Origin of the sequence: Bradyrhizobium sp. (assembly GCF_049519115.1) — a bacterium.
GTDB lineage: Bacteria > Pseudomonadota > Alphaproteobacteria > Rhizobiales > Xanthobacteraceae > Bradyrhizobium.
On record NZ_JBEKRB010000007.1, the window covers coordinates 102,478 to 114,811 of the forward strand.

13 protein-coding genes are annotated in these 12,334 nt (G+C 62.2%); 8 read left to right on the forward strand and 5 right to left on the reverse strand.

What is annotated here, in order from left to right:
• The first annotated feature begins 134 nt into the window (after nucleotides 1-134).
• From ABSE61_RS07950 to ABSE61_RS07960, 3 genes are read left to right on the forward strand one after another with little or no spacing between them, the layout of a single operon-like run.
• Nucleotides 135-743, forward strand: a complete 609-nt coding sequence (locus ABSE61_RS07950; protein ID WP_423870538.1) for a LemA family protein — start codon at nucleotides 135-137, stop codon at nucleotides 741-743.
• Nucleotides 744-753: 10 nt separating this feature from the next.
• Nucleotides 754-1,659, forward strand: a complete 906-nt coding sequence (locus ABSE61_RS07955; protein WP_423870539.1) for a TPM domain-containing protein — start codon at nucleotides 754-756, stop codon at nucleotides 1,657-1,659.
• Nucleotides 1,660-1,661: 2 nt separating this feature from the next.
• Entirely contained in the window at nucleotides 1,662-2,159 is a 498-nt protein-coding gene (locus tag ABSE61_RS07960) for a TPM domain-containing protein (RefSeq protein WP_423870540.1), read from the forward strand.
• A gap of 143 nt (nucleotides 2,160-2,302) precedes the next feature.
• Here the strand turns inward: ABSE61_RS07960 and ABSE61_RS07965 are convergent, their stop codons facing one another.
• From ABSE61_RS07965 to ABSE61_RS07975, 3 genes are all read right to left on the reverse strand, one after another.
• A complete protein-coding gene (locus tag ABSE61_RS07965) occupies nucleotides 2,303-2,953 on the reverse strand; it encodes a glutathione S-transferase family protein (RefSeq protein ID WP_423870541.1) in 651 nt (216 codons plus the stop codon).
• A 74-nt stretch (nucleotides 2,954-3,027) separates the two neighbouring features.
• Nucleotides 3,028-3,843 carry an MBL fold metallo-hydrolase gene (locus ABSE61_RS07970; protein WP_423870542.1) on the reverse strand — a complete coding sequence of 272 codons (816 nt, stop codon included), beginning with the start codon at nucleotides 3,841-3,843 and terminating at the stop codon, nucleotides 3,028-3,030.
• Entirely contained in the window at nucleotides 3,840-4,211 is a 372-nt protein-coding gene (locus ABSE61_RS07975; RefSeq protein WP_423870543.1) for a Crp/Fnr family transcriptional regulator, read from the reverse strand. The genes ABSE61_RS07970 and ABSE61_RS07975 overlap by 4 nt, the downstream gene beginning before the upstream one ends.
• A 385-nt stretch (nucleotides 4,212-4,596) precedes the next feature.
• On the opposite strand from ABSE61_RS07975, the gene ABSE61_RS07980 reads away from it, so the two are divergent.
• From ABSE61_RS07980 to ABSE61_RS08000, 5 genes are all read left to right on the forward strand, one after another.
• Nucleotides 4,597-5,667: a hypothetical protein gene (locus ABSE61_RS07980; protein ID WP_423870544.1), complete on the forward strand. Its 1,071-nt coding sequence runs from the start codon at nucleotides 4,597-4,599 to the stop codon at nucleotides 5,665-5,667.
• Between the two features lie 142 nt (nucleotides 5,668-5,809).
• Complete coding sequence (locus tag ABSE61_RS07985) at nucleotides 5,810-7,396, forward strand: hypothetical protein (protein WP_423870545.1); 1,587 nt, start codon at nucleotides 5,810-5,812, stop codon at nucleotides 7,394-7,396.
• 96 nt (nucleotides 7,397-7,492) lie between these two features.
• Entirely contained in the window at nucleotides 7,493-8,728 is a 1,236-nt protein-coding gene (locus tag ABSE61_RS07990; protein ID WP_423870546.1) for a flavin-dependent oxidoreductase, read from the forward strand.
• On the forward strand, nucleotides 8,725-10,122 hold the full coding sequence (locus tag ABSE61_RS07995; RefSeq protein WP_423870547.1) for an MFS transporter: 1,398 nt from the start codon (nucleotides 8,725-8,727) through the stop codon (nucleotides 10,120-10,122). The genes ABSE61_RS07990 and ABSE61_RS07995 overlap by 4 nt, the downstream gene beginning before the upstream one ends.
• A 38-nt stretch (nucleotides 10,123-10,160) precedes the next feature.
• Nucleotides 10,161-10,325: a hypothetical protein gene (locus tag ABSE61_RS08000; RefSeq protein ID WP_423870548.1), complete on the forward strand. Its 165-nt coding sequence runs from the start codon at nucleotides 10,161-10,163 to the stop codon at nucleotides 10,323-10,325.
• Between the two features lie 33 nt (nucleotides 10,326-10,358).
• Here ABSE61_RS08000 and ABSE61_RS08005 read toward each other — a convergent pair whose 3' ends face one another.
• On the reverse strand, nucleotides 10,359-11,003 hold the full coding sequence (locus tag ABSE61_RS08005) for a glutathione S-transferase family protein (protein WP_423870549.1): 645 nt from the start codon (nucleotides 11,001-11,003) through the stop codon (nucleotides 10,359-10,361).
• Between the two features lie 11 nt (nucleotides 11,004-11,014).
• Nucleotides 11,015-12,220, reverse strand: a complete 1,206-nt coding sequence (locus ABSE61_RS08010) for a CaiB/BaiF CoA transferase family protein (RefSeq protein WP_423870550.1) — start codon at nucleotides 12,218-12,220, stop codon at nucleotides 11,015-11,017.
• Between the last annotated feature and the right edge of the window lie 114 nt (nucleotides 12,221-12,334).

Here is a 12,334-nt window from a genome sequence, read left to right on the forward strand (position 1 = left end):
TCCCCTGAACTTTTAGCATCATCAAGACGACTAAAGCCGACAACACCACGGAACTGGGCGTGTGGCGCGATTTGGTGGCTTACCTCGCTGTGCCGTTCTGATAGGTTCGCCCGCGATGGTAACGGAGAAATTCGATGCGCAAATTCTTGACGATGCTCGCGGCGTTGGCGACGCTGAGCCTTACCAATTGCGGCTATAACGCGATTCAGACCAATGACGAGCAGGTCAAATCGTCATGGTCGGAGGTCCTCAATCAGTATCAGCGCCGCGCCGACCTCGTGCCTAATCTCGTCAATTCGGTGAAGGGCTTTGCGCAGCAGGAAAAAGACGTGCTGTTGGGCGTGACAAATGCGCGCGCCAAGGTCGGCTCCATCCAGGCGACGCCGGAACTCGTCAACGATCCCGGCGCGTTTGCAAAATTCCAGGCCGCCCAGGGCGAACTGACGAGCGCATTGTCGAAGCTTCTGGTCGTGACCGAGAATTATCCCCAGCTCAAATCGGATGCGCTGTTTCACGACTTGATGTCGCAACTCGAAGGCACCGAGAACCGCATCACGGTGGCGCGCAACCGCTATATCAAGGCGGTGCAGGATTATAACGTCGGCATCCGCACCTTCCCGAACAATCTCACCGCGATGGCGTTCGGCTATAAGGAAAAGGCCAACTTCACGGTCGAGAACGAAAAGGAAATTTCGACCGCGCCGAAGGTGGATTTCAACCCAGCACCGGCGCCGGCGAAGTAGCCGCGCACCGATGATCGCAAGGGCTCTCCTCGCCGCGCTTCTGCTGTGCTGGCCGTTTGCCGCCGCGGCCGATGTCGCGGTGCCACCATTGTCCGGGCGGGTGGTCGATCAAACCGGCACTTTGTCGGCCAGTGACGCCGCCGCGCTGACGCAACGGCTAAAAGACCTCGAGACCCGCAAGGGCAGCCAGGTCGCGGTGCTGATTGTGCCGACCACGCAGCCCGAGACGATCGAGCAGTTTTCGATCCGCGTCGCGGAAGCCTGGAAAATCGGCCGTAAGAAGATCGACGACGGTGCACTGTTGGTCGTGGCCAAGAACGACCACAAGCTGCGGATCGAGGTCGGTTACGGGCTGGAAGGCGCGCTCACCGACGTCACCGCGCGCCGCATCATCGACGAGATCATCGCGCCTCAGTTCAAGACCGGCGATTTCACCGGCGGCATTTCCGCAGGCGTCGACCGCATTATCCGCATCATCGATGGTGAGCCGTTGCCGGCGCCAAAGCCGGAAGTGTCGCACAGCGTCGACCCGGATATGGCGTTCAACATCATTTTCAGCCCGTTCGGCTTTATCGGCTTTTTGGCGATTGCCGGCATTTCCCGCGGCCTATTCGGCCGGCTGCTCGGCTCCGGCGTTACCGCCGGCGTGATCGGTGCGGTCTTCTGGTTCTTGCTGGGATCGATCGCCGTTTCCGTCGGGTTCAGTATCTTTGCGTTCATTCTCACGCTGTTCGGCGATGCCATCATGGCCGCAAGCCAGGCGGCGAGCCGCAACGCCGGCCGCGGGGGCAGCGGCTGGTCGACGGGTTCGTCCGGAAGTTCCTGGTCCAGCGGTTCGAGTTCGGGCTCCAGCGACAGCGGGTTTTCCGGCGGCGGTGGCAGTTTCGGCGGCGGCGGCGCGTCGGGGAGCTGGTAGCGATGAGCCTTACACGCATCAGTAAGCATCTGATCGAGCACCACTGGCGGGTGCGGCGGGTTTTCCCGCAACAAGCGCTCGACCTGATCGAGCAGGCCATCAAGGCGGGCGAGGCGACGCATTCCGGTCAGATCCGTTTTGTCGTCGAAGGCGCGCTCGACGGCAAGCCGTTGTTCAGCGGGCAATCGGCACGCGAGCGCGCGCTCGATATTTTCTCTCACCTGCGGATCTGGGACACCGTGCACAATAACGGCGTGCTGATTTATCTCTTGCTCGCCGATCGTGATGTCGAAATCGTCGCCGACCGCGGCATCGACGCCAAGGTCGGCGCGGCCGGTTGGGACAAAATCTGCAAAGCGATGGAGGCCGATTTCAGAGGCGGCAATTTTTCGGGCGGGGTGATCAAGGGAATTCAAGCCGTCTCGCAACAGCTGGCGACATATTTTCCCAAACAGGGCGCGGGTCCCAACGAACTGCCGGACAAGCCGGTCGTGATGTGACGTTGTCATTCCGGGGCGCGCGTTAGCGCGAACCCGGAATCCATTTATCCGCGCGCTATTGTGGCTCATGGATTCCGGGCTCGAGGCTTCGCCTCGCCCCGGAATGACACCCAGTCGTGCTACGATGGCCACCGCGCGCGCGTTCACGCCTTCTTGGCAGCGGCAGGAGGGGTCACAGGGTCAGCCTTCAGCGAAGGCCGCTCGGCGACACGGTCGAACCATGCCTTGATATGGGTGTTGGCGGGATCGATCGATTGCCCGACCAGGGCACCGAAATCGAGCCAGCAAAACAGCAGGATGTCGGCCAGCGTGAAGCGTTTGCCGCAGAGATATTCGCGCCCGTCGGCCATCTGGCCGTTGAGCCAAGCGAGGCGATTGGCCGCGACCATCTTCAAGCCTGCCGAAGCCTCCGGAACGACCGGAACGCGCTTTTCGAAGAACCTCACGGCTTCGCCGAAACGATAACCGTTGGCGAGCGGCTCGCAAATATTGAGATCGACGCGGCGCGTCCACATCCGGCATTCCGCACGTTCCTTCGGAGTCGATCCGATCATCGGCGGCTCCGGCTTGATCTCTTCGAGATATTCGCAGATCGCGGTGATCTCGGAGAGATAGCTGCCATCGTCGAGTTCGAGCGTCGGCATCTGGCCGTGCGGGTTGCGCTTGATATGTTCGGCCTGCCGGTTTTCGCCGCCGCGCAGATCGACGGTCTGTTTCGGCATCTCGATGCCTTTTTCCGCCATGAAGATGCGAACGATGCGCGGATTGGGCCCGATCGAGTCGTAAAGTTTCACGGCGTTCTCCCCCTCTGTTTTTTTCAACGGCAGGATGAGCAGACCGAAGTAGACCTGTCAAATGGCGGGGATGCTTAACTGTCGTCGAGCTTGTTGAGGTCGCGCACCGATTGCATGATCGGCTCGAAGTTCGAGCGCGCGTCGAGCGCGTCGAACAGTTGCGCGGTATCGGACAACAATGCGTGCGAACGCGCGATCGCGATCCGCACATCTTCCTGCGGCGTATCGGACAGCCGTCCATGCCCCGACAGCAGGATTTTCGAGTCGAGGCCCTTCAGCCGCCCCAGCGACTGGATGTAGTCGCTGATGCTGCCGGAGCCGAACACCCCGCCCATCACGCCGCCGGGCATCAGCGTGTCGGCGGCAAACAACAGTCCCTTGTCCTGGTCGAATAGGCTGATGCAGGCCGAGGTGTGGCCCGGCGTGTACATGACATTCAGGCGGAAATCGCCGAGGTCGAGCAGATTGCCTTCCTCGAGCCAGATGTCGACATTGATCGGCACGTTCGGCTCGTTGAACATCTTGCGCAGCATCGAGAAGTCGTCGCGCAGCATGATCTTGTTGGCGGCAAGCCGATGCGCCGCGATGATGGTGCGGCTTTCGTTGAAATGCCAGGCGGCGCCGATGTGATCGAGATGCTCGTGGCTCAGGATCACCATGTCGATCTTGCTTGGTGGACAGTCGAGATGGTTCAGGCACTCCAGCAGAGCTGAGTAGTTCGACGACAGCCCGACATCGATCATGATGGTGCGCAATTTGCCGCGCACCAGATAGGCGTTGGCGGCGCGGTTCTTGAACCGGATCTGGTAGACGTTTTCGGCAGCCTGGATCAGCGAGCAGACGTCGTTGTTGAGCAGCACCGGAAACGGGCTCGGCTTGCGGTCGCTCATGAGTTCGCCGCCTTGAAGGTGACGGCATTGGAGGCGCGCAGGCGTTTACTGAGCGCATCCATCACCATCAGCGCGAACGCCGGCTGCTGGCTGACCAGATAGACAAAGCGGGCGTGATTGATCCGCATCACGCGGGTATTGGGCGCAGCCGCGATCGCGGTCGCGGAGCGGGCCGAGCCGTCGATAACAGCCATCTCGCCAAAAAACTCGCCTTTGCCGAGGGTGACGATCACGGTCTTGCGGCCGTCGTTGAGCTTGGCGATCTCGACCTGGCCGTCGAGCACGACGAAGAGTTCGCGCCCGGTCGAGCCTTCCTCGAAAACGACCTGATCGACCGCAAACTCGTTGATGCATTTCTCGATGGCCATGGCTCCCCCGCCCATCTTTTCAAGCCATGTTAGTCGGGAAAGCTGGCGCTGCAAACCGGTCGCTAGTGTGGCGGTTCAGAAGTCCGCATCATTTCTGCCGCGAGTTCGTCATGCGGACTTCTGAACCAAAGCCACACTAGATCAATGGGTTTGCTAGTGTCCTTTCGATTCCGAAGTTCGAAATGTAGCTCCGCAAAACGCGACGAACTTCGGAATCGGGACACCAGCCCGGGGATGGGTTCCGGCCGGGAGGCCGGCGGGGAGGCCGCTGGCTGCCCAAAGACCGCCCCGGTCATTTCCTAAATTTTCGGTAAGACCTCTGCCAGTTAAGGATTTGGCAAGATATGAAAGTTACCAAATGGTCAATCTTTAATGGAGAATTGCCGTGAGCGACCAGCAACCCGAGCCAATTGGCGGCGAATCCGGTTCCCTTGACGCAGGTGTTTCCCATCCGTCCAGCGAGGCGGTAACGGCTTCCGCGGCGGCGACCAGCGAAGCGGCGGTCGTGCCGGTGTCCGAGCCATCCATGCCGGAGCCGTCAATGTCCGAGCCTTCAATGGAGGCAGTGGCGTCGGAGACCCCGAAAGTCGAGGCCCCGAAAGTCGAGGCCGTGAAGGCCGAGGCGAGCCCTCAGGCAGCCCAGCCGGAAGCCGCGGGTGAGAAAATTTCACCCACCCCCGGCAAGGTCATCGTCATGTCACGGGGCGATCGTGCCTGGTCCGATCATGGCGTCCATGCCGAGTCTGAGGCGGCCGGGCAGCAAAGCGTGTTCGGCATGCGCCGAATCGCGGCGATCGCCGCCGTGGTGGCGCTGGCGATTGCAGCCGGTGCGCTCGGCGGTGCGTTTGCGACCGCGACCCTCATGCATGGCGGCAGCGACACGGCAAGCAACGGCAGCCCGACTTCGCTCGAGGCTTCGCTGTCGCGGATCGACACCGATATCCAGGCGCTGAAGACCGGCCTCGATCACACCTCCAAACTCGGCTTGAGCCAGTTCAACAAGACCAGCGAGCGTCTCGACAAGCTCGAGCGTGCGCAGGCCGACCCGGCCGCCAAGATCGCCAAGCTCAGCGAAACCGTCGACAAGCTCCGCGCCGCACCCGCTGCGGCACCGGCGGCGGCTGCGGCGGCTCCTGCCGCATCTTCCGCCGCGAAGGAAACCACCGGTTCGATCGCACCCGCCCAGCAAGCTTCGGCAACGACGGCTGTGCCCAAAACCGAAGCCAAGACCGAAGCCAAGGTCGACACGAAGACCGAAGTCGGCCGCTTGCCGACGCTGGAAGATTGGGTGCTGCGCGATGTCGGCTATGGCGGCGCCCTGATCGGCGGCCGTCGCGGCACTTACGAAGTCTATGCTGGCGACACGATTCCGGGTCTCGGCCGGGTCGATGCCATCCGCCGCCAGGACGGCCGCTGGGTGGTCGTGACCAGCCGCGGCCTGATTGTGGCGCGCTAAAAATCCTTCGTCCGGTTCTCACCGTGACGTGAAAGTGCGGCGGTTGTCACAAGACAGCCGCCGTCTTTTTGTCTATTTCCTGACCACAAAGCCTCACCCGAAACGTGTGGAATGCGGGCCTCCGCGCGGGGTTTGTCAGGATATGGGTCTTCCGTTGCGTTCACTTGTCATCGCCTTCGCGCTCGTCTTTAGTTCGTTGCCGCCAAGCGCTGCGCAAAGTGCGCCGGCGCTGGAGCGCGGCACGGCGGTCACCGATCCCCTCGCTTTACGTGAACTCGATCGAGGCCCATTCGGCCTTGCGCGGATGCTCTCCGCATCGTCATCGTCGAACAAACCGTTTACCGACGACGCATTGTTTGCGTTGTCGGCCATCACGCCGATCCGAAAATCGCTCGACGAGGAGTTCGAACGATATGTGCAGCGGCACAAGGCCGAACTCCCGAACGAAACCATCGGCGTCGGGCCGCAATTCGATTTCCAGCTATTCGACCGCGACCAGCTTTATTCGCAGGCCAGCCGCTTTGTGCTCGCCGGTATTGTCAGCCGGATGGACCGCGCTTTTGTGGCGCCGGACAGTTGCGGTGAAATCCGGCTGATCTATCGCCTCAGCGAGATCGATGCGCCGCCGGTCGGCGATCACGGCGATCACGGCGCTTCGGCGCGGCTGCCGATGACGCTTAATCTGGTTTTGAAGGCGAAAGCCGACAAGGCCGACGCCAAGGGCGCGGCACTGACCTGCGCGGCCATTGCCCGCCGTTGGCTGGAATCAGGTGACTGGCCGCTCGCTGGCGCGGCGCTCGCGGAAAAACTGACGTCCGATGAGGGGCCGTTGGTTTCGATCGGGCCCGAAAATATCGAGCGCATCGAAACCAACCTGCAGATCGCGCATGTGTCGCAGTCGCCGGGCCATGAATTCCGCACCGACTATCTGCTGAAGGTCTTTGACTATAACCCGCAGGCAAAAGCTTTCGAGGAAGCAACGCTGGAAGACCAGATCGATCGCGAGCGTTTGCTGGCGGATGAAAAGCTCAGGCGGGATTTCAAGGCGTGGCTGCTCGATCCCACGCATCTGGCGGAATTCGATCGCGGCACGGTCCTGATCCCGAAGGAATTTCTCGCCAAAGCGGCGATCGCGCCGACCCCGATCGGCTTTGCGGCCTCGCCGGTACAACCAGCTTTCGGCCTTGTGCAGGGCGAGGGCGAAAATCCCCTGTTTTCGACGGATGACGTCGTGACGGCGCTGCAAAAAGCAGCGGCGCACGGAATCAATTTGCAAAACATCCGTTCGGTTGCAGGCTTCGAGCGCCGTCTCAACGACATCACCTGCGCCGGATGCCACCAGACCCGCGGCATCGGCGGATTTCATTTTCCCGGCGTCGACTGGATGGCGGCCCATCCGTCCAACACATTGATCGTGCCGGCCTCGCCGCACTTCTTCGGCGATCAGGTTCGCCGCCGCGACATTCTGGCCGAAATCCGCGACGGCAAGCCGGTCGATTACAGCCGCGGCTTTTCCGAACGGCCGCAGTTGCGCGGCAGCGGGGAGCTGGTCGGAACCGAATATGACGACGGCTGGGGCGCGCATTGCTATGGCCTGCATGCCAAAGCCGGCGACAAGGCCGCCGATAACGACCGAAGTTTCGTGTCATGGAGCTGCGCCAAGGGGCTCGCCTGTCAGGTCATGAGCGAGGCCTCGCGCATGGGCATGTGTTTCGTCGCCAATCAGTAGAACGCGGGCGCTCTCGCACCGCGCGAGATTGACAGTAAGCTCACTAATCGTGTTTCATCGCGCCAACGCAACCACCAAGGGATGCGGGGAGGGAACATGGACGACATCCTGATCGTCGGCGGTGGCATCGGCGGCCTGACCCTGGGTCTGTCGCTGCACGCGGCCAACATTCCCTGCCGGGTCTTCGAGTCTGCGCCGGAAATCCGTGCGGTTGGCGTTGGCGTCAATCTGCTGCCGCACGCCACCAAGGAACTCGCCGCGCTCGGGCTTGAGGCAGATCTGGCGCGGGTGGCGATCGAGACCAAAGACGCATCCTTCTTCAACCGCTTTGGCCAGTTGATCTACCAGGAGCCGCTCGGGCGCGCGGCCGGTTACGACCATCCGCAGTTCTCGATCCATCGCGGCGACCTGCAAATGGTGCTGCTCGAAGCCTTCAAGAGCCGCGTCGGCGCCGATCGCATTCTCACCAACCATCACTGTGTCGGCGTCGAGCAGGACGACCACGGTGTCACCTTGCATTTTGCGTTCGGCTCAAACGATGCAGTCGGCAAGAGCGTGCGCGGTCGCGCTGCGATTGCCTGCGACGGCATCAATTCGGTGATCCGCAAGCAGTTTTTTCCCGACGAAGGCGAACCGCGTTATTCCGGCGTCAACATGTGGCGCGGCGTCACGCGATGGAAGCCGATCTTGTCGGGCGCAAGCATGACGCGGGCCGGCTGGCTGTCGCATGGCAAGATGGTGATCTATCCGATCCGTGAGGCCGGCAGCGATGGCTTGCAACTCATCAACTGGGTCGCCGAGATCGAGACGCCCAATTATCGCCGGCGCGACTGGAATCGCTCGGGCTCGCTTGACGATTTCATCGGGGCCTTTGCCGACTGGCATTTCGACTGGCTCGACGTCCCCGCCTTCATCCGCGCCGCCGACAGCGTGCTGGAATTTCCGATGGTCGATCAGGATCCTCTGCCGCAATGGAGCTTCGGCCGCGTCACGCTGCTCGGCGACGCCGCGCACCCGATGGTGCCGCGCGGCTCCAACGGTGCGGGCCAGGCGATCCTGGACACGCGGGCGATGACCTCGGCGCTGCTCGCCGACGATGATCCCGTCGCGGCGTTTGCGGCCTATGAGAAGCAACGGCTGGAGGCGACGACACGCGTGGTTCTCACCAACCGCACCAATCCGCCAGACGCGATCCTGCGCGAAGTCTATCAACGCACCAACGACCAGCCGTTCAAGGCGATCGGTGACGTCATCAGCCATGATGAACTGGTCGCGTTGTCCGATAGCTATAAGCAGATCGCGGGCTTTTCCCAAGAAGCGCTGCGCGCGTGACCGGCACATCGCCAAGAGATGCGTCGACCGTCGACGTCGCGACGTTCATCGACGCCCAGCCGGTCGGCGCCTTTCAGGTCAAGCTGCTGCTGATCTGCGCGACGGTCCTGTTTCTCGATGGCTTCGACACCACTGCTATCGGCTATGTCGCGCCGGCGCTCGCAAAGGAATGGAATGTGGGCAAGGCCGCGCTCGGCCCCGTTTTCAGCGCGGGCCTGTTCGGCCTGATGATCGGTGCGTTGGTGTTCGGCCCGCTGGCCGATCGCATCGGGCGCAAGAAGATCATCATTTTCTCCACGCTCGCGTTCGGTCTTGGCACGCTGGTCACTTCGCTCGTCAACGACGTGAATTCGTTGTTGGCGATCCGGTTTCTGACCGGCCTTGGTCTCGGCGGCGCGATGCCGAATACGATTGCGCTCACCTCCGAATTCGGCCCGGATCGCCGCCGCGCCACCATGGTGATGGTGATGTTCGTCGGCTTTTCGATCGGGGCGGCGCTCGGCGGCCTGTTGGCCGCCGCGTTGATTCCGCCATTCGGCTGGCGATCGGTGTTTGTCGTCGGCGGCGCTGCGCCGCTCGTGCTGGTGCCGTTTCTGGCTTGGCGGCTGCCCGAATCCGTGCGGTTCCTGGCGCTGACCGGCCGCGCCGATCGACGCGTCGCCGAGCTTTTGACCTTCGTCAATGCCAAGGCGGCCTTCGCCGAAGGCGCTCGCTTTGTCGTCGATGAGCCCGCATTGAAGGGCATTCCGGTCCAGCATCTCTTCAGGGGCGGACGAACGCTTGCCACGCTGTTGTTGTGGGTGGTGTTCTTCATGAGCCTGCTCGATATTTATTTTCTGTCGAACTGGTTGCCGACCGTGCTCAACGATCTCGGCGCCTCGATCTCTGAAGCGGCCGCGATCGGCTCGATGCTGCAGGTCGGCGGCGTGGTCGGCACCTTTGCGCTCGGCAGCATCATCGATCGCTTCTCGTTTCGCGCGCTGGCGCTGGTCTATTTCGTCGCGGTGTTCGCCGTCGGCGCGATCGGCCAGCTCGGACATTCGGCCGCTCTTGTCACGTCAGCGATCTTCGTCGCCGGCTTTTGCATTGTCGGCGGTCAGATCGCGGCGAATGCGCTCGCCGCCGGATTCTATCCCACGTCAGTCCGAGCGACCGGCGTTGGCTGGGCGCTGGGTGTGGGGCGCATCGGCTCGATCGTCGGTCCGCTGGTCGGCGGCGTCTTGCTCAGTCTGCAATGGAGCGCGGGCGAAGTGTTTGTGGCCGCAGCCGTGGCTGCGCTGTGCGCCGCACTGGCCGCGTTTTCGCTGGGCCGGTTGGCCGGATTGGGTGGAACCGGCAGGGATGTTCGCGCATCCGCGCCGCCGCTGGAGGCGGTGACGCGGGCTCGGGCATAAGATACCTTGGGGCCAGAGTCGTTGCTGGGAGATACGCCGTGACCGATCCGACCGGAGAGAGCAAGGAACGCAACCGCGAGATCGCCGCCAATGAAAGCGCGCGGCAGACCACGAGTTCCGTTCGCGTCAGCGTCTGGGCGATTGGGGCGGCCGTGATCATCGGGTTGGCGGCCTTCGGCTGGGTGGCCCTCCACAACCAATAGGCGGCGCGGCAAACTTGACTCGGACGTCTTGGCTCAGACGTAGTGCGTCAGGCGTTTGCCTGGCAGGAGGTCGTAAGCCGAACGCCAGCCCGGAAGGGCCGCCACGCGTTGCAGCCAGCGATCAATCGCGGGATGGCTGGTCTCGAGATCATATCCGGTTTCCTCGGCCGGATAGTGCAGATAGGCGATCATCGAGATATCCGCGATCGTGGGCTTCACGCCTGCGGCAAAATCGTTTTGCTGCACATGCCGCTCCAAAATGCCCAGGAAATCGTCGAGGCGTTTGCGCAGGAATTTCAGAACATTCGGATCTGGCGACGGCGTGAAGGTGCGCATGAAACGATAGGTCGCCATGTAGCCCGAGAGCTTGTGGTTGTCCCAGAACAGCCAGCGCAGCACTTCGAATTTTTCCTCCGCGCTCTCGCCACCGAGGCGGTCATATTGTTCGGCGAGTTTGAGCAGGATCGGCGCGGTCTGGGTCTGGCGCGCGCCGTCTTCTTCCAGCACCGGGATTTCGCCCATCTCGTTGACGGTTTTCCGCCACTCCGCGGTTCGCGTCACGCCCCCGGAGAAATCGGTCCACACCGGCTCAAAGCTCTGGCCGCACAAGGTCAGCATCAGCGCCAGCTTGTAGCTATTGCCGGATTCCGGGAAGTAATGCAGTCGGTAGGTGGGCATTCTCGTCACCCTTACGCCACGGCACCGGACGCCTTCAGGCGACCAATCGAAGCCTCATCGTATCCGGCCTCGCGTAGAATTTCATCGCTGTGTTCGCCGACTTCAGGCGGGTGCTTGGGTTTGACCTTCGCGCTGCCATCGACCCAGATCGGGCTATTGATCGTCAGCATCGTATCGTTTTCAAACGGCACCAGCGCCTGGGTTTCGATCATCTGCGTATCGTTTTTGATATCGTCGAGAATGCCGACCACCCCGAATACCAGGCCGTTGCCGTCGAGAACGGTGCGCCATTCGGCAAGGTCTTTTGTCGCGAAGATCTGGTCGAAAATCGCGATCAACTCGATCGAGCGCGCATGGCGTTGGGCCTTGGTGGCAAATCTGGCATCACTCACCAGATCTTCGCGCCCCAGGCAACGGGCCAGCGCCGGCCATTGCCGCTCTTCATTGAGCAGCGAGAGGATCAGCCAGCGGCCGTCCCTGCAGCGATAGTGATTGGTCACGGCGTTCAGCGCGCGGTCGCGCGGCCTCCGCTCCTGAAACTCGGCGCCGCATAATTTGGCCTGTGCCAGCACGCCCGCGGCCCATAGGCCATTCGCCATTAGGTTTGACGATACGTGCGAACCTTCGCCGGACCGCTCGCGCTTGTAGAGTGCGGTCACAATCGCCCCATAGAGCGCCATCGCGCACGGATGGTCGCCCATGCCGGGAATAGAGCGCGCTGGTGTCGTGTTCTCTTCGGCGCGCACGAGGTCCATCAGGCCCGATCGCGCCCAATAGGCGTTGCTGTCGAAGCCGGGCTTGTCGGCCTCCGCGCCGGTTTCGCCGTAGCCGGTGAAGGAGGCGTAGATCAGACGCGCGTTCATGGGCTTGATGTCTTCATAGGTGATGCCGAGGCGCTTGCGAACACCAGGCGGAAAATTGGTGATGAAGACATCGGCCTCGGCGGCCAGCCGATACAGCACCTCGCGTCCTTCCGGCTTGGCGAGGTCGAGCGCCAGGCTTCGTTTGTTTCGCCCTTCCAGGAGCCAGGCAAAGTTATGCTCGCTGATCGGATATCCCGGCAGTTTTGGTAAAAGCCGGTAAGGATCGCCGGTGCCCGGCGGCTCGATCTTGATGACTTCGGCGCCGAAATCCGACAGCACGGTGGCGGCTGCGGGCGCCGCGATAAAGCTCGCGCAATCCAGAACCTTCAGCCCTTCGAAGATGCCGCCTTCCATGATGAGGCCGTCCCGTGTGTTGATATTATTCCGCGCGATGGAAACGTCGTTCCACGCGGTTTGCCGATGGTTTTGATCGATAACGGCGGTCGATGCAACGGCGGTTTTTTGCCG